We start from the raw sequence: 23,642 nt of genomic DNA, 5'->3' as shown, positions 1-23,642 counted from the left end.
GAGTTGTCCGATGCGCCTTCGTCTCGCCTGCCTGCTGTCCGCCACCGCCGCCCTGTTCATCGTGTCCGGCTGCACCTGGGTGCCGATCGCGCCCGCCGCGCAGGGCGTGAAGGTGCTCCGTGCCGCCCCGGCCGGCTGCGACAAGGTGGGCGAAATCGAGGTGGAAGTCACCGACAAGGTGGCCCTGTACAAGCGCAACCCGCTGCGCGTCGCCGAGGAGCTGGAGACGCTGGCCCGCAACCAGGCCGCCGGCATCCCCGCCACCGACATCCACCCGCTGAACGCGCCCACCGAGGGCACCCAGCGCTTCGCCGCGTGGCGCTGTAAACGCTGAACATACCCGGCGTCATGTCGGGTTCTGCTGCGGCGGGGCCTGCGAACCGGTAATCTAGGCGGTCTTTGTTTCGCCCAGAGCCCACCCAGCATGCTGTTCCAGAATGTCGCCATCGCCGGTCTCGCCCACGTGGACGCGCCGCAGTCGTTGACCTCGGACGAGATCAACCAGCGCCTCAAACCCACGCTGGACCGCCTCGGCATCCGCGTTGACGTGCTGAAGGACATCGCCGGCATCCATGCCCGCCGGCTCTGGGGCACCGACAAGCTGTCCTCCGATGCCGCCACCGAAGCCGGCGTGCTGGCCCTGGACGATGCCGGCATCCGCGCCGACCAGCTGGGCCTGCTGGTCAGCACCTCGGTCAGCCGCGACTATCTGGAGCCGTCCACCGCGAGCATCGTGGCCGGCAACCTGCAGGTCGGCGACACCTGCCAGAACTACGACGTCGCCAACGCCTGCCTCGCCTTCATCAACGGCATGGACATGGCGGCGCGGATGATCGAGCGCGGTGAGATCGACTACGCGCTGGTGGTGGATGGCGAAACCGCCGACCTCGCCTACGAGAAGACCATCGAGCGGATGCTGCGCCCGGATTCCACCGAGGACGAATTCCGCAACGAGCTGGCCACGCTGACGCTCGGTTCCGGTGCCGCCGGCATGGTGCTGTCGCGCGCCGACCTGCACCCCGACGCGCCGCGCTACAAGGGCGGCGTGACCCGCTCGGCGACCGAGTGGAACACGCTCTGCCGCGGCAACCTGGACCGCATGGTCACCGACACCAAGCAGCTGCTGGTGCAGGGCATGAAGCTGGCGCAGAAAACCTTCGCCGCGGCCGTGCAGGCGATGGGCTGGGCCGCGCACGAGCTGGACCAGTTCGTGGTCCACCAGGTCAGCAAGGTGCACACCCAGACGCTGATCCAGAACATCGGCATCGACCCGAAGAAGGTCATGACCATCTTCGGCGAGCACGGCAACATCGGTCCGGCCTCGGTGCCGATCGTGCTGTCCAAGCTCAAGCAGGCCGGCCGCCTGAAGAAGGGCGACCGCATCGCGCTGCTCGGCATCGGTTCCGGCCTGAACTGCACGATGTCGGAAGTGGTGTGGTGACCGCGCGCGGCGCCTGATTCCCGCATGCGTTTCCCCGATTACCCGTTCCAGCCGGCGCGCTTCGAAGTCCGTCCCGGCATCGAGATGTCGTATCTCGACGAAGGACCGCGCGACGGCGAGGTCGTCGTCATGTTGCACGGCAATCCGTCGTGGAGCTTCTACTGGCGGCATCTGGTCAACGGGCTGACGGACCCCGCTTTCGACAAGCAATACCGCTGCATCGTGCCGGACCATGTCGGCATGGGCCTGTCCGACAAGCCGGACGACGCGCCCGGTGCATCGCCGCGCTACGACTACACGCTGGCCTCGCGCATCGACGACCTGGACGCGCTGCTGGCGCATCTCGGCGTCACCGGGCCGGTCACGCTGGCCGTGCACGACTGGGGCGGGATGATCGGCTTCGGCTGGGCGCTGAAGGATCCGTCGCGGGTCAAGCGGCTGGTCATCACCAACACGGCTTCGTTCCCGCTGCCGGCGGCAAAGCCGATGCCGTGGCGGATCGCCGCGGGCCGGCATTCCAGGGTCGGCGGCTGGCTGATCCGCCGCTTCAACCTGTTCGCGCGTGGTGCGGCGGCATTCGGCACGAAACGTCGCCTGTCGCCCGAAGTGAAGCAGGCCTACAGCGGCGTCTACGACGGCTGGGCCAACGCGATTTCCACCCTGCGCTTCATGCAGGACATTCCGCTCGATGCGAACGACCGCGCCTGGTCGCTGCTGCAGGCGGCGGAACGGCAGTTGCCCGCGTACGCCGACCGGCCGGTGTTCATCGGCTGGGGGCTGAAGGATTTCGTCTTCGACCGGCATTTCCTGGCCGGCTTCACCCGCGCCCTGCCGCAGGCCGAGCTGCACGCCTTCGACGACGCCGGCCATTACGTGATGGAAGACAGGCACGAGGCGCTGGTGCCGGCGATCCGCGCCTTCCTCGATGCGCATCCGCTTGACTGACATCAACGGCCACACCGGTCGCGCGCGCTAGCGTGGCGCGCATTCCCCCGAACGGAGTGCGCGCATGTCTTCTTCCCCGTACGACATCGTCGTCATCGGCGCCGGTCCCACCGGGCTGTGCTTCGCCCGCGCGCTGGCCGGCAGTGGCCTGCGCATCGCGCTGGTCGAGCAGCAGCCGGAAGACGCGCTGGCCAACCCGCCCGACGATGGCCGCGAGATCGCGCTGACCCACCGTTCGCAGCGCTGGCTGCGCGAGCACGGACTGTGGGCGCGCATCGCCGACACCGACATCGGCACGCTGCGCGACGCGCAGGTGATCGATGGCGATGATGCTTCCGGCCTGTTGTTCTCGCATGCGGAAAGCGGCCAGTCGCAGCTGGGCTGGCTGGTGTCGAACCATGCGATCCGTCGCGCGGCCTGGGATGCGGTGCGCGAATGCGCCGATGTCGAGGTGATCGCCGCTGCCAAGGTGGTCGGCGTGCGCGCGGATGATGCCGGCGCCGAAGTGCGGCTGGCCGATGGCCGCGTGCTGCACGCGCAGTTGCTGGTGGCCGCCGACAGCCGCTTCTCCGAGAGCCGCCGCGCGATGGGCATCCGCGCCGACCTGCACGACTTCGGCAAGACCATGCTGGTGGTGCGGATGCGCCATGAAGTGCCGCACGACGCGGTGGCCTGGGAATGGTTCCGCTACGGGCAGACGCTGGCGCTGCTGCCGGTGCACGACGCAAACGCATCCTCCGCCGTGCTGACCGCGACCCGCGGCGAGATCGACGACCTGCTGGCGCTGGATGCCGACGCCTTCGACGCCGCGATGACCGAACGCTTCGACCACCGCCTCGGCGACATGAAGCGGATCGGCCCGGCGGTCGCCTATCCGCTGGTCGGCGTGTATCCGGAGCGCTTCCACGCCACCCGCTTCGCCTGCATCGGTGATGCGGCGGTCGGCATGCATCCGGTGACCGCGCACGGCTTCAACTTCGGGCTGCTGTCGGTGGAGTCGCTGGCATCGCGCATCCTCGACGCGCTGGCCAAGGGCGAGGCGATCTGGGGCCCGCGCCTGCTGGCCAGCTACGACATCGAACACCGCGCGGCGACGCGCCCGCTCTACCTCGCCACCTGGCTGGTCTCCGCGCTCTACACCGACGACCGCGTGCCGGCCCGTGCGCTGCGCAAGCTGGCGCTCGGCATCGGTCGCCATGCGCGTCCGTTCCGGCGCGGGGTGATGCATGGGCTGACCCAGCCCGGCGACGGCATGCCGTTCGAACGCGTGCGCAAGCTGGCGATGCGGCTGCGTCCGCGCTGAGGCGCGCGCTCAGGCGTCCGGCAGCGGGTTTTTCTCGGCCTCGTCCACGCCGGTCCAGTCGGCCGGCGTGAGCGCGGGCAGGCCATGCGCCTGCCGCGAGATGTCGCATTGCCGGCTCGGCTGGCCGAATTCGTAACTGGCCGGCACCAGCGCGCAGACCGAAGGCCGCCGGTCGTGGATGGTGCAGCGCGAATAGCGCCCGATCTCCGCATCCAGCGCCACGCAGCGCGGGTGTTCCTGCGAGGTGCCGCGCATCACCCGCTCATGCGTGCGCAGCGGCTCGGTCAGTTCAAAGGGCACCTGGCCGCCGAGTGACGGGTCGGCCTCCGACCAGTGGAAGCTGACGCGGAAGTACGCGCAGCAGGCGCCGCAGGTCAGGCAGGGATGGGTCGGGCGGGCGGCGGTCATGCGCAATTTTCCCCGAAGGACCGTCGCGCGCAAGGGCTGCGACAATGCCCGCATGCAGACGCGCACCAACATCGCCGACAGCCTGCGCGAACGCGCCCGCGAAGCCCCCGACCGCATCGCCATGCGTTGCCCGGGACGCGGCGGCTACGACATCGCCCTGAGCTGCGGCGAGCTGGATGCCCGCAGCGACGCCATCGCCGCCGGCCTGCATCTGCGCGGCATCGTGCGCGGCAGCCGCACGGTGGTGATGGTGCGGCCGACGCCGGAGTTCTTCCTGCTGATGTTCGCGCTGTTCAAGCTCGGCGCGGTGCCGGTGCTGGTGGACCCGGGCATCGACCGTCGCGCGCTGCGGCAATGCCTGGGTGAAGCGCAGCCCGCGGCTTTCATCGGCATCCCGCTGGCGATGCTGGCCCGCAGGATATTGGGATGGGCGAAGTCGGCGCGCATCGCCATCACCACCGGCCGTCGCGCCTGGCTGGCCGACGCCACCCTGGCCGAGGTCGAGCGCGAAGGCGCGAAGGCGCCGCGCGATTTCGGTGACACCCATGGCGATGACATCGCCGCGATCCTGTTCACCAGCGGCTCGACCGGCGTGCCGAAGGGCGTGGTCTACCGGCATCGCCATTTCATCGCGCAGATCGACATGCTGCGGCGCGCGTTCGGCATCGAGCCCGGCGGCGTGGACCTGCCGACCTTTCCGCCGTTCGCGCTGTTCGACCCCGCGCTCGGCCTCACGTCGATCATCCCCGACATGGATCCGACGCGGCCGGCGCAGGCCGACCCGCGCAAGCTGCATGCGGCGATCAGGCGCTTCGGCGTGACCCAGCTGTTCGGTTCGCCCGCGTTGATACGCGTGCTGGCCGAGCACGGCGAGCCGCTGCCGGGCGTGATGCGCGCGACCAGCGCCGGCGCGCCGGTGCCGCCTGACGTGGTGGCGAAAATGCTCAGCCTGCTGCCCGAAGGCGCGCAGCTGTGGACGCCCTACGGCGCCACCGAATGCCTGCCGGTGGCGGTGATCGAAGGCCGCGAACTGCTGACCCTGCGCGAACGCACCGAAGCCGGCGCCGGCACCTGCGTCGGGCGGCCGGTCGAAGGCAATACGGTGCGCATCATCGCGATCACCGATGACGCCATCGCGGATTGGTCCGGCGTGCGCGAAGTGCCGCAAGGCATCGTCGGCGAGATCACCGTGGCCGGGCCCAGCGCCACCGACAGCTATTTCAACCGCGACGCGCAGACCGCGCTGGCCAAGATCCGCGAGCGGCACGACGGCGGTGAACGCATCGTCCACCGCATGGGTGACCTGGGCTATGTGGATGGCGAAGGCCGGCTGTGGTTCTGCGGCCGCAAGTCGCAACGCGTGGGGGTGGATGCGCAGACCACGCTCTGCACCGAGCAGATCGAGCCGGTGTTCAACACCCATCCCGATGTCGCCCGCACCGCGCTGGTCGGCGTGCCGCGCGCTGCCGATGCGCGGACGCTGGAGCTGGATGCCGGCAGCGGCCGCCTGCACGAAGCCGCGCGCGCGGCCGGTATGGCGCCGGTGCTGTGCGTGGAACTGCGCGAAGGCATCGCCGCCAGCGAATGGCCGCGCATCGAGGCCGAGCTGCGGCGCATCGCCGACGGCTTCGTGCATACCGCCAAGGTCGCGCGTTTCCTGCGTTACCCGCAGGCGTTTCCGGTCGACATCCGCCACAACGCCAAGATCGGTCGCGAAAAACTCGCGGCCTGGGCCGCGCGCCAGCCGGCCGCCTGAACCGCGTTACCCGGGAAGCTATTCCTTGCGGCTTTCGGTGTGCAGGGCGGCACGCCAGCCGGCATCGCCGCACACCCACACGGTGCTGTCGTAGCAGGTCATGTCCTGCGGCTTGCCCGTTGATCGAGAACGACTGTTCGACCGTGTGGGTGATGACCGCGACATCGGGCGTGGGGAAGAACACTTTTTCGTCCGAGAACTTGAACGACAGCGTCCGCGCCGGGCCGTTTTCCGCCATTTCGATGTATTGCGCGGGGCTGAAATGGACGATGCCGAACATGGCGATGTTGGCCGCGTGGTCGGTGATCATGGCGGCGGCCGCTGCCGCATCGCCCTCCACCATGGCCTGCCAGAACGCTGTTTCCAGCGCGATGATTTCCTTTGAATCCGTCATCGTGGAACTCCGCTGCGGAGGAGGCCGACCATGCCAGCGCCGGCGTTGCGCATGCGTGAGCCGGCGTGGATGCCGGAGAATGCGCGGGCACGATGAATTTCCCGGAAGGACGGAATGAAGATCTTGGTGACCGGCGGCGGCGGGTTTCTTGGCCAGAAGCGTGTGAAGGGCTGCTGGCGCGCGGTCATCGCGTGGTCAGTTTCAATCGCGGGCGCTATGCGGAACTCGACGCGCTGGGCGTCGAGCAGAGGCAGGGCGACCTGGCCGACCGGCTTGCGGTCATCGACGCCGCGCAGGGCTGCGAGGCGATCTTCCACAACGCCGCGAAGGCCGGCGCCTGGGGCGATTACGAGGACTACCACCGCGCCAACGTGATGGGCACCGGCAACGTGCTGGCCGCCTGCCGCGAGCACTTCATTTCGCGGCTGGTCCATACCTCCACGCCGAGCGTGACCCACCGCGCCACGCATCCGGTCGAGGGCGGCAGCGCCGACGACGTGCCCTATGGCGAAGACCTGAAGGCGCCGTATGCGGCGACCAAGCAGGTGGCGGAGAAGATCGTGCTGGCGGCCAACGACGACACGCTCGCCACTGTCGCGCTGCGCCCGCGGCTGATCTGGGGCCCCGGCGACAACCAGCTGCTGCCGCGGCTGGTGGAACGCGCACGCGCCGGCCGGCTGGCGCTGGTGGGCGACGGCCGGAACCTCATCGACACCACCTATGTCGACAACGCCGCGCAGGCGCATTTCGATGCCTTCGACCATCTCGCCATCGGCAGCGCGTGCGCCGGCCGCGCCTACTTCATCAGCAATGGCGAGCCGTGGACGATGGAACGCATGGTCAACACCCTGCTGCGCGCCGCCGGTGCGCCGGAGGTGCATCGCCACATCCCCTTCAAGCTGGCCTACGCGGCGGGCGCGGCGGCCGAAAACCCTGTGGCCGCTGCTGCGCCTGAAGGGCGAACCGCCGATGACGCGCTTTCTGGCCGAGCAGCTGGCGACCACCCACTGGTACAGCATGGAACCGGCGCGGCGCGATTTCGGCTACGTGCCGAAGGTGTCGATGGCCGAAGGCATGCAGCGCGTCGCCGAGGCCTGGGGCACGCGCGGCTAGAATGCGGGGATGACCGCATCGCTCCCGTTCAACTGGAAAGTCCCGGCCGGCCGCGCGCTGGAAGCCGCCCTCAACCGCGCCCTGTCGCTGGACGAGGACGCGCGCGCCGACCTGCGTGCGCTCGATGGCCGCAGCGTGGCCCTGACGGTGGAATCGCCGCCGCTGGCGCTGCGGGTGACGGTCGATGGCGAAGCGTTGAAGGTCGGGCCGGTGGGCGATGCCGACCGCGCCGATCTCTCCGTGCGCAGCACGCTCGGCGGCCTGCTGCGCCAGCTGCCGATGTTCCGCCGCGATGACGCGCCGCCGGTCGGCCAGTTGCGCATCGAGGGCGATGCCGAACTCGCGCGCCGCCTGCAACGCCTCGCCGAACGCTTCGACCCCGACTGGGCGCGCCCGCTGACCGCGGTGTTCGGCGAAGTGCTGGGCACGCAGATCGCCAACGGCATCGGCTTCGCGCTGCGCAACGCGAAGAACGCCGGCAAGGAATTCGCCGGCAGCGCTGCCGACTACCTCACCGAGGAATCGCGCGACGTGCTCGGCCGCGAGGAACTCAACGCCTTCCATGACGATGTCGATGCGGTCCGCGACGACGTCGAACGCATCGCCGCGCGCATCCAGCGCCTGCGGGGCGCGGCATGAGGCGCGCGCGATGAAGTCGGTGCGCCGCGCCTGGCGTATCGGCCGCGTGCTGCTGCGCTACCGGCTGGATTCGCTGCTCCATGACACCCCGGCCGAGCGCTGGCTGAAACTTGCGCGCCCGTTCGTGCCGAGCGCTTCGCGCGAAGTGCAGGCGATGTCGCGCGGCCAGCGCCTGCGACTGGCGCTGCAGGAACTCGGGCCGATCTTCGTCAAGTTCGGGCAGATCCTCTCGACCCGCCGCGACCTGGTGCCGGCCGACATCGCCGACGAACTCGCGCTGCTGCAGGACCGGGTGAAGCCGTTCGACGGCCAGGCCGCGCGCGCCATCGTCGAGGAGACGCTCGGCAAGCCGATCGACGAAGCCTTCGCCGCCTTCGACACCACGCCGCTGGCCTCGGCTTCCATCGCCCAGGTGCACCCGGCGGTGCTGCACGACGGCCGCGAGGTGGTGGTCAAGGTGCTGCGGCCCGGTATCGACAGGCAGATCGCCGGCGACATCGCGCTGCTCGGCGACATCGCCGGCATCGTCGAACGCACCCATCCCAATGCCGACAAGATCCGTCCGCGCGAAGTGGTGGCCGAAGTCGAATCCACGCTCGCCGCCGAACTGGACCTGCAGCGCGAGGCCGGCAACGCCAGCGTGCTGCGCCGCAACTGGCTGGGCACCGCCGACCTGTACGTGCCGGAAGTGATCTGGACCCATACCGGCCCGCGCGCGATGACGATGGAGCGTGTGCACGGCATTCCCAGCGATGACATCGCCGCGCTGGACGCCGCCGGCATCGACCGCCGCGCGCTGGCCGAGAAGGGCGTGCGCGTGTTCTACCAGCAGGTGTTCCGCGACAACTTCTTCCATGCCGATGCGCACGCCGGCAACATCTGGGTGGACCCGGAGCGGCGCGACAACCCGCGCTTCATCGCGCTGGATTTCGGGATCATGGGCCAGCTCTCGCGCGAGGATCAGTACTACCTCGCCGAGAACTTCATGGCGATCTTCAACCGCGATTACCGCCGCATCGCCGAACTGCATGTCGAGGCGGGCTGGATGCCGGCCACCGTGCGCATCGACGAGCTGGAAGCCGCTGCGCGCGCGATCTGCGAGCCGTACTTCACCCGGCCGCTGTCGGAGATCTCGCTGGCCGAAGTGCTGGCCAAGCTGTTCCGCATGGCGCAGCGCTACCAGCTGACCCTGCAGCCGCAGCTCATCCTGCTGCAGAAGACGTTGCTCAACATCGAGGGCGTCGGCCGCCTGCTGGACCCGAAGCTCGACATCTGGGCGGTCGCCAAGCCGGTGCTGGAAACGATCCTGGTCGAGCGCTACAGCCCGCGCCGCCTGCTCGGCGAATTCGGCAAGCGCCTGCCGGAGCTGGTGACGCACGCGCCGGACATGCCCGGCCTGGCACACGCCTGGCTCAAGCAGCAGGTGGAAGGCCGCCACAACCTGCAGATGGAATCGCACGACCTGCGCGTGCTGTCCAAGGACCTGCACATCATGCAGAAGCGGATGATCTCCGCGGTGCTGGGCGTGGGCCTGCTGATCGTCGCCAGCGTGCTGTACGGGCTCGAGGCGGGCGGGCCGCGTTTCGCGGGCATTCCGGTGTCCACGTGGATCGCCGGGCTGGGCGGCATCTGGGCGTTGATCGCGGCCTGGCCGCGACGGCGCGGGCGCTGACAACATCACACATCTCACATGACGGCCAACAGGGGGCTTGAAGTGGACGCAGCAGTACGCAACGAAGGGATCGATGTCGACAGCCGGGTGTATCGCACCCTGCTGGAATCCACCCGCGCCATTCCGTGGCAGATCGACTGGAAAACCGCGAGCTTCAGCTACATCGGCCCGCAGATCGAGCCGCTGCTGGGCTGGCCGGCGGGCAGCTGGAAACTGGCCAGCGACTGGGCCGAGCGCATGCACCCCGACGACCGCCAGTGGGTGGTCGATTACTGCATGGCGCAGTCCGCCGGCGGCATCGACCACGAGGCCGACTACCGCGCGCTCACCGCCGATGGCCGCTACGTGTGGATCCGCGACGTGGTCCACGTGATCCGCGATGACGCGGGCGAAGTGACCTCGCTGGTCGGGTTCATGTTCGACATCAGCGAACGCAAGGCCAGCGAGCAGCGCATCGAGGAGCTGCAGCACGAGCTGATGGCGCTGAGCTACCAGGACGGCCTGACCGGCCTGGCCAACCGCCGCCGCTTCGACGAGGCGCTGGCCGAGGAATGGGCGCGCGCCGGGTCCAGCGGCCAGCCGTTGTCGCTGGTCCTCTGCGACATCGACCACTTCAAGGCCTACAACGACCATTACGGCCATCTGGAAGGCGACGACTGCCTGAAATCCGTGGCCGGCGTGCTGAAGCACGTGGCGACGCGCCGACCGACGTGGTCGCGCGTTACGGCGGCGAGGAATTCGCGCTGCTGCTGCCCAATACCGCGCGCCACGAGGCGATGGCGGTGGCCGAACGCTGCCGCCGCCTGTTGAACGAAGCCGGCATCGCGCACGCCAGCAACCCGGATGGCCCGGTCGTCAGCATGAGCTTCGGCGTGGTCACCCGGCTGACGGACGACATCGGCACCATGCACGACTTCGTCGCCCGCGTGGATGGCCGCCTGTACAACGCCAAGGCCAGCGGGCGGGGCGTGGTGGTGGCTTGAGCGGGGAGGACGAGGCGGCACCGCAGGCGCTGCGCGTCCTCCATCTCGATGACGCCTTCGCCGTCGTCGACAAGCCCGCCGGGCTGATGGTCCACGACAGCGCGCTGGCGCGCGGCGAGACCGATTTCGCCGCCGACCGCCTGCGCGGACAGTTCGGCCGGCCGGTGTTCTTGGTCCATCGGCTGGACCGCGCGACCAGCGGCTGCCTGCTGCTGGCCTTCGACCGCGAGACCGCTTCGGTGCTCGGCAAGGCCTGGATGGCAGGCGAGGTGCGGAAGGACTATCTGGCCGTCTGTCGCGGCTGGCCGGCGGAGCCACACTTCAGCATCGACCACCCGCTGGATGGCGGGCCGGGCAAGCCGAAGAAGAAGGACGCGGTCACCGACTTCGAGCTGCTGCGGACCTGCGAGCTGCCGTGGCCGTCGCAGGATTTCCCGACTTCGCGCTATGCGCTGCTGCGTGCCTCGCCGCGGACCGGGCGTTTCCGGCAGATCCGCCGGCATCTCAAGCACGCCTTCCATCATCTGATCGGCGATACCAGCCATGGCGATGGCCGGCACAACCGCGCCTGGCGGATGGCCGGCATCCATCGCATGTTGCTGCACGCCGAGGCGCTGGTCTTCGCGCATCCGCATACGGGTGTGGCGATGCGCGTGGAAGCGCCGGTCGAGGGCGAGTTCGCCCGCGCGCTCGACCTGTTCGGGCCGGCGCGGGACTGAGCCGGCGCCGGCCTCCAGCGCTTACTTGGACGCGGGCGCGTCCTTGGCCATCTCGGCTTCCAGCGTCTGCATCATCTTCTGCATCGACTGCTGGACCAGCGGCTGCATCTCCACCATCGAGCGCTGCATGATCTGCGGCAGCTTCTGCATCACGCTGCGGCCTTCCGGGCTTTCGTAGAAGCGGGTCATCGCCGTGACTTCCTCGGCGCTGAGGGTGTCGGTATAGACGCGCAGGTAGATCGGCTGCAGGTTCTTCCACGCCAGCATCTCGCGGAGGCTGGCCTCCTGGCTGGCGACGAGGCGCTCGGCGCGGGCGCGATCGGCGGGCGTGGTGTCCGCCGGCAGCGATTGGGCGAGCATGGCGCGTGATTGCTGCATCATCGCCGGGATCATCTGGTCGGCCATCTTCTGCGCGTCCATCACCTGCAGCAGGCGTTCGACCTGGGCGGCGCTGGGCGGGGCGGCGAAGGCGGGCGCGGCGGCCAGCGTGAGGGCGAGGGCGAGCGGGGCGAACAGGCGTTTCATGGCGGCTCCATGCCGTGACGGGGAGGCCGAAGCTTAGCCTGCCGCGGCCACGATGCGGCAGCGAATGGCTGCTAAAGTGCCGCCCATGCTGCATGTCGCACCGGGGATCGACATCGACGAGGACGAACTGGCGGAGCGCTTTGTGCGCGCATCCGGCGCGGGCGGCCAGAACGTCAACAAGGTGGCGACGGCGGTGGAGCTGCGTTTCGATGTCGCGTCGTCGCCGGCCCTGCCGGAGCCGGTGCGCGAACGGCTGCTGGCGCGGCGCGACCGCCGGGTGACCGCCGAGGGCGTCATCGTCATCCAGGCGCAGCGTTTCCGCACCCAGGACCGCAACCGGCAGGATGCGCGCGAGCGGCTGGTGGCTTTCATCGAACATGGACTGCATGCGCCGAAGCCGCGGGTGGCGACGCGCCCGACGCGGGCGTCGAAGCTGCGCCGGCTGGACGGCAAGACCCAGCGTGGCGCGATCAAGCGCGGGCGTAGTGGACGGGATTGGGAATGACGACGAACGAAGAATGGGTGCATCCGCCGACCGCGCCGATGGACGGCCCGGTGCTGATCCTGCCGCCGGCCGCGCCGCGGGTCACGCCGAACCGCTTCACCCGCTGGATCGGCCGGACGATCCTGACGCTGGCCGGCTGGCGGATGGTCGGCGCTTTTCCGGACGTGCCGAAGGCGGTGCTGATCGGCGCGCCGCATTCGAGCAACTGGGACGGCATCTGGGGCTTTGCCGCGAAGATGGCGCTGGGGCTCGACATCCGCATCATCGCCAAGAAGGAATTGATGCGGGGCCCGATGGGCACGCTGCTGCGCCGGCTGGGGGTGATCCCGATCGACCGCAGCGCGCCGGGCGGCTTCGTCGGCCAGACCGTCGAGCGCATCCGCGAAGCCGACAGCTTCTGGCTGGGCGTGGCGCCGGAAGGTACGCGCAAGCGCGTGGAGAAGTGGAAGACCGGCTTCTGGAAGATCGCGCACGAGGCCGACATCCCGATCATCCTCGAATACTTCCATTACCCCGAGAAGATCATCGGCATCGGCCCGACCATCCGCACCAGCGGCGACATCGAGGCCGACATGGCGCGCATCCGCGCGTGGTACGCGCCGTGGCAGGGCCGCAACCGCGGCACCCAGTGATCCCGCTCAGCGCGGCCTGACGCCCTCGACCAACACCTGGAACAGCGCCTCGGCGGCGTCGGGCAGCGGCATCGGCAGCACCAGCCCGAGCACGCCGTCCACATGCAGGCTGGCCAGGCCGTGGACCATGCTCCAGCCGGCCAGCGCCACCTGTTCCGGCGCGCGCGTGCCGATCAGCCCGGCCTCCGCGCAGTCGCGCGCGGCCTGCAGCACCACGCCGAACGCGCGCTCGCCGGCGGCGAGCAGTTCCGGGTATTCCGGCTTGTTGCATTCCACCCCGAACATCAGCCGGTAGAGCAGCGGATGCGCGGCGGCGAAACCGAGATAGGCACGCCCGACCGCGAGATAGGCCTGCACGGGATCCGGCGCGGTGGTGCGTGCGGCATCGGTGGCGGCGGCGAGTTCGTTGAAGCCTTCGGTCATCGTCGCGGCCAGCAGCGATTCGCGGTCGGCGAAGTGGCGGTACGGCGCGGCCGAACTGACGCCCGCGCGTTGTGCCGCGCCGCGCAGGGTAAGTGCCTGGCTGCCGCCTTCCTCGACCATCTGCCGGGCGGCGATCAGCAGTGCGCGGCGCAGGTCGCCGTGGTGGTAGCCCTGCGGCTTGGGGATGCGGGGCTTCTTGCCGGGGGCGGTCCTCATGATGTTGACAACTGTAACATCGGGGCGCTAGGGTGATGTTTACGGTATTAACATCGAGTTAACGCCGCAGCCGACAACATCCCCCACGACGCCTACGACAGGAGCACGACATGCAGAAGTTCAACCCGGTGGTGTGGTTCGAAATCTACGTGCAGGAGATGGCGCGCGCGCAGAAGTTCTACGAGACCGTGCTGGCCCTGAAGCTGGACACGCTGGCCGCGCCCGAAGGCGAGGCCGGTGGCCTGCACATGATGTCCTTCCCCAGCGAGATGGAGAACGGCGGCGCGAGCGGTGCGCTGGTCAAGGCCGAAGGCTGCCCGTCGGGCGGCGTGGATGCGTCCGCCGCCGGCACGATGGTCTATTTCGGCTGCGAGGACTGCGCGGTGGAGGCGGCCCGGGTGCAGGGCGCCGGTGGCCAGGTCGCCAAGGACAAATTCTCGATCGGCCCGTATGGCTTCTGCGCCATCGCCGTCGATACCGAAGGCAATACCTTCGGCCTGCATTCGATGAAATGAGCCGCGCATCGGCATACGCAGAGGACACCGCCATGGACGCCAGCCCGATCACCGTTGAAAGCACCGTCACCGCGCCCATCGAACGGGTCTGGTCGGCGTGGAACACGCCCGCCGACGTCATGCGGTGGAATGCCGCCAGCGACGACTGGCACACCACCGCCTCCGACATCGACCTGCGCGAAGGCGGCCGCTTCAGCGCACGGATGGAAGCGAAGGACGGCAGCTTCGGTTTCGACTTCGGCGGCAGCTATACCCGGATCATCCCGGACGAACGGCTGGAGTACGCACTCGACGATGGCCGCGGCGTGTCCATCGCCTTCATCGACAACGGCGACGGCACGGTGACGGTGCGCGAGACCTTCGACCCCGAGGGCACGCACAGCCGCGAACAGCAGCAGGACGGCTGGCAGGCGATCCTCGACAACTTCAAGCGCCACGTGGAACGGGAGCACTGAGCATGGCCACTCGCACGCAAGGCCTCTACATCAACCTGCCGGTCACCGACCTGGCCCGCACGCGTGCGTTCTACGGCGCGCTCGGTTTCGAGATCGACCCGCGCTTCAGCGACGACAACGCCATCGCCGTGAAATTGGGCGAAGGGCAGGTGGCGATGCTGCTCCGGCGCGAGTTCTTCACCACCTTCACCGACCGCCCGATCATCGACCCGCGCGCCGGCGTGCAATGCCTGCTGGCGATCCAGCTCGACAGCCGAGAAGCGGTGGATGCGATCGTCGAGGCGGCGGTGGCGCAGGGCAGCGATGAGCCGCACGGCCCCGAGGATTACGGCTTCATGTACCAGCGCGCCTTCAACGACCCCGATGGCCACGGCTGGGGTCCGTTCTGGATGGACCCGGCCGGCCCGCCGGCGCAGGATTGAACACCCGCCCCAAACCACCAGACAGGACATCCGATGAACCCGTATCTCAGCTTTCCCAACGGCGACTGCCAGGCTGCCTTCGACCTTTACCAGCAGGTGTTCGGCGCGAAGTGCGTGTTCTCGCACGCCTGGGCCGATTCGCCGATGGCCGACCAGGCCCCGGGTGGCGACGGCAGCAAGATCATGCACGCCACATTGCAGTTCGCCGATGGCGCGCTGCTGATGGGCGCCGACTGCCCGCCGGAATACGGCACGCCGTTCGGCGGCTTCTCGCTGTCGGTCAACGCGAAGACGGTGGAGGAAGCCGAGCGCCTGTTCGCCGGCATTTCCGAAGGCGGCCAGGTCACCATGCCGCTCGACAAGACGTTCTGGGCCGAACGCTTCGGCATGTGCATCGACCGCTTCGGTGTCTCGTGGATGGTGAACTGCGAGATGCGCGCGCCGGAATGACGCGCGCCACCGGCCCGGACCCCGCGCCGCGTGCGCATCCTGACCCCCGAGGAGAAACGCCATGAACTATGTGGATGGATTCGTCGTCCCGGTCCGCAAGGACAGAGTCGAGGACTATCGGGCGGTGTCGCAGAAGTGCAGCGCGGTGTGGAAGGATCACGGCGCGCTGGACTACGTGGAATGCGTGGCCGATGACGTGCAGCCGGGCAAGCTCACCTCGTTCCCGCAGGCCGTGCAGCTGGAGGACGACGAGGTGGTGGTGTTCTCGTGGATCACCTATCCCTCGCGCGAAGTGCGCGACGCCTGCAACGCCAAGGTGATGGAAGACCCGCGCCTGCAGGCCGTCGAGGACGACATGAAGGAGATCATGGGCATGCAGCGCATGTTCTGGGGCGGCTTCAAGCCGATCGTCCAGGAATGACCGCCGCCTAGCGTTCCGAATGCCCGGTCTGGTCGTAGCCGCGTGGCGCGAGCAGGTTGGGCTGGATCAGATCGACGAACGCGCGCGCCTGCGCCGACAGGAACTTGCCGCGCCGCTTCACCACGCCATAACTGCGCGCCGGGAAATACCGCGCCAGCGAGTGCGTCGCCAGCCGCTGGTGGTCGGCCTCGGTCAGGCAGAACGCGGTGACGATGCTGATGCCTTGCCCCATCGCCACGTACTGCTTGATCACCTCCCAGCCGCCGACTTCCAGCGCCACCGTGTACGGCACCCGCGCGCGCTGGAACACCAGGTCCACCAGCCGGTAAGTGGTGAGGCGTTGCGGCGGCAGGATCAGCCCGTACGGCGACAGGTCGGCCAGGGTGATGTCGCGGCGGCCGGCCAGCGGGTGGTCCAGCGGCATGATCAGCATCGGCTCGAACTCGTGGACCGGCGCGTAGTCGAGGTCGGCGGGGATATCGAGCATCGAGCCGAACGCCAGGTCCACCTTGTCCGAGCGCAGCAGTTCCAGCCCGCCGGCGCCGGTCACGTTGTGCAGGCTGAGGCGGATCTCCGGGTGCGCGGCGCGGAAGGCGGCCACGATCTTCGGCAGCAGGTAGAGGATGGTCGATGAGCCCGCCGCCACGTGCAGCTCGCCGGCATCCAGCCCGGCCAGCCGCTCGCGGAAAGCGCCGTCCAGCCCGTCCAGCCCCTCCACCAGCGGGCGCGCCATCTCGTAGAGGATGTCCCCCTCGCGGGTCAGGGTCAGCCGGCGGCCGCTGCGGTCGAACAGCCGGGTGCCGATGTCGCGTTCCAGCGCCTGGATCTGCAGGCTCACCGCCGGCTGGCTGAGGAAAAGCGCCTCCGCCGCGCGGGAAATCGACCCCAGACGCGCCACCTGGCAGAACGCCCGGAGCGGTTTGAGCCGGCTGCCTTTGTAGGAAAAGCGAGGAAATTCAGTGGATTGCGTCATGGGCCGAAGCGCTTGATTTCCACATATTTGAAAAGCAAATGTAAAACATTGACAAGTCTGTTTTGTAAATAGCCATTCGGCGACGGATGTTGTGCGCCACAGCATTTCGTGGAGCCGCCCCCGTGTCAGCCGTTCTCAAACCGCAATCCGAGCTGCAGATCCACGGCCATGCCGAGGGCCAGGGCAGCGTCCTGACCGCCGATGCGCAGGCCTTCCTGCTCGAACTGCATCGCCGCTTCGAGGGCGAGCGCCAGTCCCGGCTGGCCGCCCGCGTCGCCCGCCAGGCGCGTTTCGATGCCGGCGAGCTGCCGGCCTTCCGCACCGACACCGCGGCGCTCCGCGACGCCGACTGGCGCGTCGCGCCGATCCCCGCCGCGCTCGCCGACCGCCGCGTCGAGATCACCGGCCCGGTCGATCCCAAGATGGTCATCAACGCGCTCAATTCCGGCGCGCAGTGCTACATGGCCGATTTCGAGGACAGCACCAGCCCGACCTGGGCCAACCTGATCGAAGGCCAGCTCGCCCTGCGCGAGGCCGTCGCCGGCACGCTGGCGTTCACCGCCCCCAACGGCAAGCAGTACGCGCTGAAGCCGGAAGCCGAACGCGCCGTGCTGATCGTCCGTCCGCGCGGCTGGCACCTCGACGAGAAGCATGTGCTGGTGGATGGCGAGCGTGTCTCGGCGTCGCTGTTCGACCTCGGCCTGTTCGCCTTCCACAACGCGCAGGCGTTGGCGGCGAAGGACCGCGGCCCGTACTTCTACCTGCCCAAGCTGCAGTCGATGGAGGAAGCCGCGCTCTGGAACGCCGTGCTCGGCCACATCGAAACCGCGCTCGGCCTGCCGCACGGCCAGATGAAGGTCACGGTGCTGATCGAGACGCTGCCCGCCGCCTTCGAAATGGACGAGATCCTGCACGCGCTCAAGGACCGCATCGTCGGCCTGAACTGCGGCCGCTGGGATTACATCTTCAGCTACATCAAGACCCTGCGCGCGCACCGCGACCGCGTGCTGCCCGAGCGCGGCCAGGTCACCATGACCCAGCCCTTCCTCAAGGCCTATTCCGAGCTGCTGGTGAAGACCTGCCACCGCCGCGGCGCCCACGCGATGGGCGGGATGGCGGCGCAGATCCCGATCTCGGTGGATGCCGAGGCCAACACCCGGGCGCTGGCCCGCGTGCATGCTGACAAGCTGCGCGAAGTCGGCGCTGGCCACGACGGCACCTGGGTCGCGCACCCGGCGCTGATCCCGATCGCCCGCGAAGTCTTCGACGAAGGCATGCCCGCCGCGAACCAGCACACCGTGCTGCGCGAGGACGTGGATGTCGCCGCCGCCGACCTGCTCAAGCCGAGCCTCGGCACCATCACCCGCGCCGGTTTCGAAGGCAATGTCGAAGTCTGCGTGCGCTATCTCGCCGCCTGGCTCGACGGCAACGGCTGCGTGCCGATCCACTGGCTGATGGAAGACGCGGCCACCGCCGAAATCGCCCGCGCCCAGCTCTGGCAGTGGCTCCACTTCGATGCCGACCCGGTCAAGCCGGGCCGCCAGCCGCTGCATCTCGATGACGGCACCGCGATGGATTTCGCGCTGCTCGACCGTGCGCTGATCGGCCTGCCTTCGCGCCTCGCCAGCGAAGGCGAGATCCCCGGCAAGGCCCGCATCAACGAGGCCATCGCCCTGCTGGTCGAGCTCACCCACGCCGACACGCTGGCCGAGTTCCTGACCCTGCCGGCCTACGAGCGCATCGACTGATTCCGCCGCCACATCCACCCCGCATCGCCCCATCGCATCCACCAAGGACATCGCCATGAACAAGCTCGCCACCGCCGAACAACTCAAGCTGGACTGGGACAACAACCCGCGCTGGGCCGGCGTCACCCGCGCCTACAGCGCCGAGGACGTGGTCCGCCTGCGCGGCACCGTGCAGATCGAACACTCGCTGGCGCGGCTCGGTGCCGAGAAGCTGTGGAAGTCGCTCAACACCAGTGATTTCGTCAACGCGCTCGGTGCGCTGACCGGCAACCAGGCCATGCAGCAGGTCAAGGCCGGGCTGAAGGCGATCTACCTGAGCGGCTGGCAGGTCGCCGCCGACGCCAACCTGGCCGGCGAGATGTATCCGGACCAGTCGCTGTACCCGGCCAACTCGGTGCCGCAGGTGGTCAAGCGCATCAACAACACCCTGCTGCGCGCCGACCAGCTGCACCACGCCGAGGGTAATGACGAGATCGATTTCCTGCAGCCGATCGTGGCCGATGCGGAAGCCGGTTTCGGTGGCGTGCTCAATGCCTTCGAGCTGATGAAGGCGATGATCGAAGCCGGTGCCGCCGGCGTGCATTTCGAGGACCAGCTGGCCTCGGTCAAGAAGTGCGGCCACATGGGCGGCAAGGTGCTGGTGCCTACCCGCGAAGCCATCGAGAAGCTCACCGCCGCGCGCTTGGCCGCCGACGTGATGGGCGTGCCGACGCTGATCGTCGCCCGCACCGATGCCGAGGCCGCCGACCTGCTGACCAGCGACGTCGACCCGAACGACCAGCCGTTCTGCACCGGCGAGCGCACCGTCGAAGGCTTCTACAAGACGAACAACGGCCTGGACCAGGCGATCTCGCGCGGCCTCGCCTATGCGCCCTACGCCGACCTGGTCTGGTGCGAGACCGGCAAGCCGGACCTGGAGTTCGCCCGCAAGTTCGCCGAAGCCATCCACGCCAAGTACCCGGGCAAGCTGCTGGCCTACAACTGCTCGCCGTCCTTCAACTGGAAGAAGAACCTGGACGACGCCACCATCGCCAAGTTCCAGAAGGAACTCGGCGCGATGGGCTACAAGTTCCAGTTCATCACCCTGGCCGGCTTCCACGCGCTCAACTACGGCATGTTCAACCTGGCCCATGGCTATGCCCGCCGCCAGATGAGCGCCTTCGTCGAGCTGCAGGAGCAGGAATTCGCCGCCGCCGACAAGGGCTTCACCGCCGTCAAGCACCAGCGCGAGGTCGGCACCGGTTATTTCGATGCGGTCACCCAGACCATCCAGGGCGCGCAGTCGTCCACGGTGGCGCTGAAGGGCAGCACGGAAGAGGAGCAATTCCACGGCGAACGCGCCGCCGCCTGAACAGCAGGGCGTTCATGAATCTAAAAACGCGGCTCCGGCCGCGTTTTTGGTCTGCTTAAAGGGTTGACATTCAGGTGCTATATTCAGCGTCTATTGGGGTGGGCAGGATGCGTGGATAGTCGCAGCGCTCGCGTTTCTTCGAATGAAGGCCAAGCCCCCGTGCGGGTTCCCGCGCGGGACAGCTATGTGGTCGGCGAAACCGAGTTCGCGTTGTTCGCCAGCCAGGCGCATCGCCGCACCCTGAAAGCCGGCCAGCAACTGTTCGCCGAAGGCGACAGCGGCCGCACCATGTACATCGTGGAATCGGGCGTGGTCGAACTGGTGTTCGGCGACGACCTATTCTTCAAGCAGCTCGGCGCGCGCGGCTTCTTCGGCGAGTTGGGCCTGCTGATCGGCGACCACCTGCGTTCCGCCACCGCCCGCGCGGTGAACGACTGCGTGTTGCTGGAGCTCGACCACAGCACCTTCCAGAACCTGCTGGCCGAGGACCCGCGCTGCGTGGCGGGCTTCCTGCATCGCGCCATCATGCGGGTAGTGGACAACGAGCAGTCGCTGATGCACAGCCTGCGCCGGCGCAACCGCGACCTGCAATCCGCGCTCGACTCCCTGCGCGACGCCACCGACCGGCTGACCCGCACCCAGGAACTCACCCGCACCGACGACCTGACCGGCCTGTGCAACCGCCGCGGCTTCGTGGCGATGGTGGACCAGCGTCGCGCGCTGGGCAGCCTGGACAGCTGCGGCCTGCTGATCATCGACTGCGATGCCTTCAAGGACGTCAACGACCGTTACGGCCACATCGCCGGCGACCGCGTGCTGCAGAGCGTGGCGCACATCCTGCGATCCATCACCGGCTCGGTCGAAGTGGCGGCACGGCTGGGCGGCGACGAATTCTGCGTGCTGGCCTGCCTCGACCAGCCTGACGACCTGGCGCGGATGGCCGACTACCTGGTCGCCACCGCCCGCGCGCTGTGGGAAATGAACGGCGAACCGCCGCTGATCTGCCGCCTCAGCGTGGGCGGCTGCATGATCGACCCGGCGCAGGACTGGCAGGGCTGGTACGCCTGCGCCGATGCCGCGCTCTACCGCGTCAAGGCGCGCGGCGGCGATGGCTTCGAAATCCACGAACCCGACGCGCCGGTGGTCCACGTCGCGCCGGTGCGGGAAACGGTGGCATGAACGCCCAGCCGCGCCCGATGCCTGCGGCCAGCGCCAGCACGGACGACACGCCGCTGCTGCGCACGTTGCTGCTCACCGACCTGTGCGACTCCACCGAGATCACCGAGAAACGGGGCGACACCGCCGCCGCGCAGATCTTCCGCGACCTGGACCGCGTGGTGCTGGAACTGCAGCAGCGCTGGCGCGGCCGGCTGATTGACCGTTCCGATGGCCTGCTGCTGCTGTTCGAGCGGCCCATCGACGGGCTCGGCTTCGCGCTCGATTACATGAAGGCGCTCAAGGGCGTCGGTGTCCGCCATGGCGTGGAACTGCGCGCCCGCGCCGGCCTGCACGTGGGCGAGGTGCTGACCTGGCGCAACAGCGTGGAGGCGGTCCAGCTGGGCGCCAAGCCGCTGGAAGTGGAAGGCCTGACCAAACCGATGGCCGCCCGCCTGATGACGCTGGCGCGGCCCGGCCAGATCCTGGTGTCCGCCATCGCCGAACCGCTGGCGCATCGCGCCGCCCGCGAACTGGGCGAGCGCGGCGAACACCTGCTGTGGAAGTCGCACGGCCACTGGTGCTTCAAGGGCGTGCCCGGCAAGCAGGAAGTGCACGAGGTGGGCGAAGCCGGGCTGGCCCCGCTGCGCATGCCCAAGAACGGCCCCAAGGCCTGGCGCGACCTGCCGCTGTGGCGGCGCCCGGCGTCGCTGGTGGCCGAAGCGGTGTTGCTGGCCGGCCTCGGCATCGGCGGCTGGTATGCGATGAAGCCCGAGCCGGCGATCGCCTTCGCCGAGCGCGACTGGGTGGTGATGGGTGACCTGCGCAACCTGACCGGCGACCCGCGCCTGGACGAATCGCTGGAACAGGCCTTCCGCATCAGCCTGGAGCAGTCGCGCTACGTCAACGTGCTGTCCGACCTCAAGGCGCGCGAAACCCTGCAGCGCATGCAGAAGCCGGAAGGCACCGCCATCGACCGCGCCATCGCCTCCGAGATCGCGGTGCGCGACGGCGTGCGCGCGGTGATCCTGCCGATGGTCTCGGAAGTGGGTGGCCGACTGCGCGTCAGCGCCGAGGTGGTGGATCCACGGACGCAGTCCACTGTGTATGTCGAAAGCGCGGACGGGCGTGGCGTCGGCTCGGCGCTGGATTCAGTCGACACGGTGACCGGCGCCCTGCGCGGCAAGCTGGGCGAGGCGTTGGCCTCGATCGAGCGCGATTCCAAACCATTGCCGCAGGTGACCACCAGCAATATCGATGCACTGAAGTCATATGCGCTCGGACAGCAGGCCTTTGACGAGGGCGATTACCCCAAGGCGAAGCGGCTGTTCGATACCGCCATCAGCCTGGACGCCTCCTTTGCGATGGCGTGGCTGGGTGGCCTGAGGGCATTGAATGCCCAGGGACTTTCGGTGGAGGCCGAGTCCTATCTGCGCAAGGGCGCGGCGCTGTCCGCCAGGCTTGCCGCACGCGACAAGCTGTACATGGATGCCTGGCTCGCGCGTTTCGACCACCCTGCGGGCGAGCTCGAAGCCTGGAAGAAGTTGTCCGAGGTCTATCCCGATGATTTTCCGGCGCTCATGAACATGGGTTACGTGCTGGCCGAGCGCAGTCTGTTCGGGCAGTCGCTGACCTATGCGCAACGGGCCCAGAAAGCCCAGAACCCGACCAGGGCCAAGGTCCTGCAGCTGGTGGGCTTCAACCAGCTGGGTCTGGACCGCCCGAAGGATGCAGTCATCGCCTATGCCAGCGCGCGCGCGCTGGGCCTGCCTTCGGCAGACATCGGCCTGGCGCGCAGTCATGCCGCCCTGCGTGATTTCCAGCAGGCCAAGCTCGATTACCGTGCCGCGAACGTGCAGCTGGACGATGGCGTCACGTACGAAGATGTTTCCATCGCGCTCGACATGGGTGACACCCAGGCGGCGCTGGACAGGGCGCGGCTCATCAGCAAGGCGCCTTCATTGACCCGGACGGTGCGACAGGGTGCCCTGTTCGTACATTCGGTCGCTGCCGTGGCCGCAGGGGAAAAGCGCGAAGCCCGGCAGGTGTTGGAGCGGATGCTGGCGCTGTCCTTCCCCAAGGAAACGGGTGTGCCTGCGACGGAACTTTCCACGAATTGCTACACCGCCTTGCAGGCTGGGCTGTTCTTCGGGCTCACTGGCGATCTCGATGCCGCCAACACCGTCAAGGCACACGCGGCGCCCGCCTGCTCGAAGCTCACCGATTCCTTCGTGCCCGAGCTTTCCCGCGCGCTTGAGTATTTGACGCAAGCGCGCGGGGCTTCGCTGCCGGTGCCATCGAATGCGCCATATTCCGTGGCGCTTGCCGCCCGCCAGCCGGCGCGCGGGCGGACGACGGGAGCGGGACAAAGCGACGCCTACGGTCGCGGGCGGCTGTATGGGGAGCAGGGCTGTGGCTGGTGCCAGCAGCCCGCCTACGTGTATCTGGCGAAACGCGCCGCGAACTGAGCGGTGCGGC

At 68.6% G+C, this 23,642-nt stretch carries 25 protein-coding genes and 2 pseudogenes; 22 read left to right on the top strand and 5 right to left on the bottom strand.

Going from position 1 to position 23,642, the window contains the following annotated elements:
• Window positions 1-10 precede the first annotated feature (10 nt).
• From DCD74_RS09655 to ubiM, 4 genes are all read left to right on the top strand, one after another.
• Window positions 11-334: a DUF4156 domain-containing protein gene (locus DCD74_RS09655; protein ID WP_112927119.1), complete on the top strand. Its 324-nt coding sequence runs from the start codon at window positions 11-13 to the stop codon at window positions 332-334.
• A 90-nt stretch (window positions 335-424) separates the two neighbouring features.
• Window positions 425-1,441, top strand: a complete 1,017-nt coding sequence (locus tag DCD74_RS09650) for a 3-oxoacyl-ACP synthase III (RefSeq protein ID WP_112927118.1) — start codon at window positions 425-427, stop codon at window positions 1,439-1,441.
• 24 nt (window positions 1,442-1,465) lie between these two features.
• Window positions 1,466-2,386, top strand: a complete 921-nt coding sequence (locus DCD74_RS09645; protein WP_112927117.1) for an alpha/beta fold hydrolase — start codon at window positions 1,466-1,468, stop codon at window positions 2,384-2,386.
• Between the two features lie 64 nt (window positions 2,387-2,450).
• On the top strand, window positions 2,451-3,689 hold the full coding sequence (ubiM, locus tag DCD74_RS09640; RefSeq protein WP_112927116.1) for a 5-demethoxyubiquinol-8 5-hydroxylase UbiM: 1,239 nt from the start codon (window positions 2,451-2,453) through the stop codon (window positions 3,687-3,689).
• A gap of 9 nt (window positions 3,690-3,698) precedes the next feature.
• Here the strand turns inward: ubiM and DCD74_RS09635 are convergent, their stop codons facing one another.
• On the bottom strand, window positions 3,699-4,097 hold the full coding sequence (locus DCD74_RS09635) for a YkgJ family cysteine cluster protein (protein ID WP_112927115.1): 399 nt from the start codon (window positions 4,095-4,097) through the stop codon (window positions 3,699-3,701).
• 52 nt (window positions 4,098-4,149) lie between these two features.
• Here DCD74_RS09635 and oleC point away from each other — a divergent pair, with 52 nt between their 5' ends.
• Window positions 4,150-5,853: an olefin beta-lactone synthetase gene (oleC, locus tag DCD74_RS09630; RefSeq protein ID WP_112927114.1), complete on the top strand. Its 1,704-nt coding sequence runs from the start codon at window positions 4,150-4,152 to the stop codon at window positions 5,851-5,853.
• Between the two features lie 175 nt (window positions 5,854-6,028).
• Here oleC and DCD74_RS13210 read toward each other — a convergent pair.
• Window positions 6,029-6,196 (bottom strand): annotated as a pseudogene (locus tag DCD74_RS13210) (hypothetical protein); the annotation flags it as partial.
• 165 nt (window positions 6,197-6,361) lie between these two features.
• Between DCD74_RS13210 and oleD the strand changes: the two are divergent.
• The 6 genes and pseudogenes from oleD (at window position 6,362) to DCD74_RS09600 (ending at window position 11,373) form a co-directional block, all read left to right on the top strand.
• Window positions 6,362-7,360, top strand: a pseudogene (gene oleD / locus DCD74_RS09620) (2-alkyl-3-oxoalkanoate reductase).
• A 9-nt stretch (window positions 7,361-7,369) separates the two neighbouring features.
• Window positions 7,370-7,999, top strand: coding sequence for a ubiquinone biosynthesis accessory factor UbiJ (locus DCD74_RS09615; protein WP_112927113.1), 630 nt, complete (start codon window positions 7,370-7,372; stop codon window positions 7,997-7,999).
• 10 nt (window positions 8,000-8,009) lie between these two features.
• Window positions 8,010-9,671 (top strand): ubiquinone biosynthesis regulatory protein kinase UbiB, encoded by a 1,662-nt coding sequence (gene ubiB, locus DCD74_RS09610; protein ID WP_112927112.1) that lies wholly within the window; start codon window positions 8,010-8,012, stop codon window positions 9,669-9,671.
• A gap of 18 nt (window positions 9,672-9,689) precedes the next feature.
• Window positions 9,690-10,481, top strand: coding sequence for a GGDEF domain-containing protein (locus DCD74_RS09605; protein WP_250645345.1), 792 nt, complete (start codon window positions 9,690-9,692; stop codon window positions 10,479-10,481).
• On the top strand, window positions 10,382-10,654 hold the full coding sequence (locus DCD74_RS13065; RefSeq protein WP_250645344.1) for a diguanylate cyclase domain-containing protein: 273 nt from the start codon (window positions 10,382-10,384) through the stop codon (window positions 10,652-10,654). The genes DCD74_RS09605 and DCD74_RS13065 overlap by 100 nt, the downstream gene beginning before the upstream one ends.
• On the top strand, window positions 10,651-11,373 hold the full coding sequence (locus tag DCD74_RS09600; RefSeq protein WP_237049583.1) for a pseudouridine synthase: 723 nt from the start codon (window positions 10,651-10,653) through the stop codon (window positions 11,371-11,373). The genes DCD74_RS13065 and DCD74_RS09600 overlap by 4 nt, the downstream gene beginning before the upstream one ends.
• 21 nt (window positions 11,374-11,394) lie before the next feature.
• Here the strand turns inward: DCD74_RS09600 and DCD74_RS09595 are convergent, their stop codons facing one another.
• On the bottom strand, window positions 11,395-11,898 hold the full coding sequence (locus DCD74_RS09595) for a DUF2059 domain-containing protein (RefSeq protein ID WP_112927111.1): 504 nt from the start codon (window positions 11,896-11,898) through the stop codon (window positions 11,395-11,397).
• Between the two features lie 85 nt (window positions 11,899-11,983).
• Between DCD74_RS09595 and arfB the strand changes: the two genes are divergently transcribed.
• Both arfB and DCD74_RS09585 read left to right on the top strand, forming a co-directional pair.
• Entirely contained in the window at window positions 11,984-12,403 is a 420-nt protein-coding gene (gene arfB, locus DCD74_RS09590) for an alternative ribosome rescue aminoacyl-tRNA hydrolase ArfB (RefSeq protein WP_174887970.1), read from the top strand.
• A gap of 38 nt (window positions 12,404-12,441) precedes the next feature.
• The gene (locus DCD74_RS09585) at window positions 12,442-13,035 is read left to right on the top strand and encodes a lysophospholipid acyltransferase family protein (protein ID WP_112927786.1); all 594 of its coding nucleotides are present in this window, start codon (window positions 12,442-12,444) and stop codon (window positions 13,033-13,035) included.
• Between the two features lie 6 nt (window positions 13,036-13,041).
• On the opposite strand, the gene DCD74_RS09580 is transcribed toward DCD74_RS09585, so the two are convergent.
• Window positions 13,042-13,674 (bottom strand): TetR/AcrR family transcriptional regulator, encoded by a 633-nt coding sequence (locus DCD74_RS09580; RefSeq protein ID WP_112927109.1) that lies wholly within the window; start codon window positions 13,672-13,674, stop codon window positions 13,042-13,044.
• A 110-nt stretch (window positions 13,675-13,784) separates the two neighbouring features.
• Between DCD74_RS09580 and DCD74_RS09575 the strand changes: the two genes are divergently transcribed.
• The 5 genes from DCD74_RS09575 to DCD74_RS09555 all read left to right on the top strand — a co-directional run bounded on the left by DCD74_RS09575 (window position 13,785) and on the right by DCD74_RS09555 (window position 15,937).
• Window positions 13,785-14,189, top strand: coding sequence for a VOC family protein (locus DCD74_RS09575; protein ID WP_112927108.1), 405 nt, complete (start codon window positions 13,785-13,787; stop codon window positions 14,187-14,189).
• 32 nt (window positions 14,190-14,221) lie between these two features.
• Entirely contained in the window at window positions 14,222-14,644 is a 423-nt protein-coding gene (locus DCD74_RS09570; protein ID WP_112927785.1) for an SRPBCC family protein, read from the top strand.
• Window positions 14,645-14,646: 2 nt separating this feature from the next.
• Window positions 14,647-15,066: a VOC family protein gene (locus tag DCD74_RS09565; RefSeq protein ID WP_112927107.1), complete on the top strand. Its 420-nt coding sequence runs from the start codon at window positions 14,647-14,649 to the stop codon at window positions 15,064-15,066.
• A gap of 33 nt (window positions 15,067-15,099) precedes the next feature.
• Window positions 15,100-15,516 (top strand): VOC family protein, encoded by a 417-nt coding sequence (locus DCD74_RS09560; RefSeq protein WP_112927106.1) that lies wholly within the window; start codon window positions 15,100-15,102, stop codon window positions 15,514-15,516.
• 61 nt (window positions 15,517-15,577) lie between these two features.
• Window positions 15,578-15,937 carry a DUF1428 domain-containing protein gene (locus DCD74_RS09555; protein ID WP_112927105.1) on the top strand — a complete coding sequence of 120 codons (360 nt, stop codon included), beginning with the start codon at window positions 15,578-15,580 and terminating at the stop codon, window positions 15,935-15,937.
• 7 nt (window positions 15,938-15,944) lie between these two features.
• On the opposite strand, the gene DCD74_RS09550 is transcribed toward DCD74_RS09555, so the two are convergent.
• On the bottom strand, window positions 15,945-16,910 hold the full coding sequence (locus DCD74_RS09550; protein WP_112927104.1) for a LysR family transcriptional regulator: 966 nt from the start codon (window positions 16,908-16,910) through the stop codon (window positions 15,945-15,947).
• An 86-nt stretch (window positions 16,911-16,996) separates the two neighbouring features.
• On the opposite strand from DCD74_RS09550, the gene aceB reads away from it, so the two are divergent.
• From aceB to DCD74_RS09530, 4 genes are all read left to right on the top strand, one after another.
• Window positions 16,997-18,658, top strand: a complete 1,662-nt coding sequence (gene aceB, locus DCD74_RS09545) for a malate synthase A (protein ID WP_112927103.1) — start codon at window positions 16,997-16,999, stop codon at window positions 18,656-18,658.
• 55 nt (window positions 18,659-18,713) lie between these two features.
• Window positions 18,714-20,009 (top strand): isocitrate lyase, encoded by a 1,296-nt coding sequence (gene aceA / locus DCD74_RS09540; protein WP_112927102.1) that lies wholly within the window; start codon window positions 18,714-18,716, stop codon window positions 20,007-20,009.
• A 159-nt stretch (window positions 20,010-20,168) separates the two neighbouring features.
• Window positions 20,169-21,188, top strand: coding sequence for a GGDEF domain-containing protein (locus DCD74_RS09535; protein WP_237049582.1), 1,020 nt, complete (start codon window positions 20,169-20,171; stop codon window positions 21,186-21,188).
• On the top strand, window positions 21,185-23,632 hold the full coding sequence (locus tag DCD74_RS09530; protein ID WP_237049581.1) for a putative peptide modification system cyclase: 2,448 nt from the start codon (window positions 21,185-21,187) through the stop codon (window positions 23,630-23,632). Before DCD74_RS09535 ends, DCD74_RS09530 begins: the two co-directional genes overlap by 4 nt.
• Window positions 23,633-23,642: the final 10 nt, after the last annotated feature.

Source organism: Lysobacter oculi (assembly GCF_003293695.1).
GTDB lineage: Bacteria > Pseudomonadota > Gammaproteobacteria > Xanthomonadales > Xanthomonadaceae > Solilutibacter > Solilutibacter oculi.
This window is presented reverse-complemented; position numbering and strand designations above follow the sequence as displayed.

Excerpts from the sequence above, each read along its gene's own strand:
- DCD74_RS09605 (WP_250645345.1), top strand. The coding sequence starts at position 9,690 with ATGACGGCCAACAGGGGGCTTGAAGTGGACGCAGCAGTACGCAACGAA.
- DCD74_RS09635 (WP_112927115.1), bottom strand. The coding sequence starts at position 4,097 with ATGACCGCCGCCCGCCCGACCCATCCCTGCCTGACCTGCGGCGCCTGC.
- DCD74_RS09565 (WP_112927107.1), top strand. The coding sequence starts at position 14,647 with ATGGCCACTCGCACGCAAGGCCTCTACATCAACCTGCCGGTCACCGAC.
- DCD74_RS09645 (WP_112927117.1), top strand. The coding sequence starts at position 1,466 with ATGCGTTTCCCCGATTACCCGTTCCAGCCGGCGCGCTTCGAAGTCCGT.
- oleC (WP_112927114.1), top strand. The coding sequence starts at position 4,150 with ATGCAGACGCGCACCAACATCGCCGACAGCCTGCGCGAACGCGCCCGC.
- ubiB (WP_112927112.1), top strand. The coding sequence starts at position 8,010 with ATGAAGTCGGTGCGCCGCGCCTGGCGTATCGGCCGCGTGCTGCTGCGC.
- aceA (WP_112927102.1), top strand. The coding sequence starts at position 18,714 with ATGAACAAGCTCGCCACCGCCGAACAACTCAAGCTGGACTGGGACAAC.
- DCD74_RS09575 (WP_112927108.1), top strand. The coding sequence starts at position 13,785 with ATGCAGAAGTTCAACCCGGTGGTGTGGTTCGAAATCTACGTGCAGGAG.
- DCD74_RS09615 (WP_112927113.1), top strand. The coding sequence starts at position 7,370 with ATGACCGCATCGCTCCCGTTCAACTGGAAAGTCCCGGCCGGCCGCGCG.
- DCD74_RS09550 (WP_112927104.1), bottom strand. The coding sequence starts at position 16,910 with ATGACGCAATCCACTGAATTTCCTCGCTTTTCCTACAAAGGCAGCCGG.
- ubiM (WP_112927116.1), top strand. The coding sequence starts at position 2,451 with ATGTCTTCTTCCCCGTACGACATCGTCGTCATCGGCGCCGGTCCCACC.
- DCD74_RS09585 (WP_112927786.1), top strand. The coding sequence starts at position 12,442 with ATGGACGGCCCGGTGCTGATCCTGCCGCCGGCCGCGCCGCGGGTCACG.
- DCD74_RS09530 (WP_237049581.1), top strand. The coding sequence starts at position 21,185 with ATGAACGCCCAGCCGCGCCCGATGCCTGCGGCCAGCGCCAGCACGGAC.
- DCD74_RS09655 (WP_112927119.1), top strand. The coding sequence starts at position 11 with ATGCGCCTTCGTCTCGCCTGCCTGCTGTCCGCCACCGCCGCCCTGTTC.
- arfB (WP_174887970.1), top strand. The coding sequence starts at position 11,984 with ATGCTGCATGTCGCACCGGGGATCGACATCGACGAGGACGAACTGGCG.
- DCD74_RS09580 (WP_112927109.1), bottom strand. The coding sequence starts at position 13,674 with ATGAGGACCGCCCCCGGCAAGAAGCCCCGCATCCCCAAGCCGCAGGGC.
- DCD74_RS09595 (WP_112927111.1), bottom strand. The coding sequence starts at position 11,898 with ATGAAACGCCTGTTCGCCCCGCTCGCCCTCGCCCTCACGCTGGCCGCC.
- DCD74_RS09570 (WP_112927785.1), top strand. The coding sequence starts at position 14,222 with ATGGACGCCAGCCCGATCACCGTTGAAAGCACCGTCACCGCGCCCATC.
- DCD74_RS09650 (WP_112927118.1), top strand. The coding sequence starts at position 425 with ATGCTGTTCCAGAATGTCGCCATCGCCGGTCTCGCCCACGTGGACGCG.
- DCD74_RS09560 (WP_112927106.1), top strand. The coding sequence starts at position 15,100 with ATGAACCCGTATCTCAGCTTTCCCAACGGCGACTGCCAGGCTGCCTTC.
- DCD74_RS09555 (WP_112927105.1), top strand. The coding sequence starts at position 15,578 with ATGAACTATGTGGATGGATTCGTCGTCCCGGTCCGCAAGGACAGAGTC.
- aceB (WP_112927103.1), top strand. The coding sequence starts at position 16,997 with ATGTTGTGCGCCACAGCATTTCGTGGAGCCGCCCCCGTGTCAGCCGTT.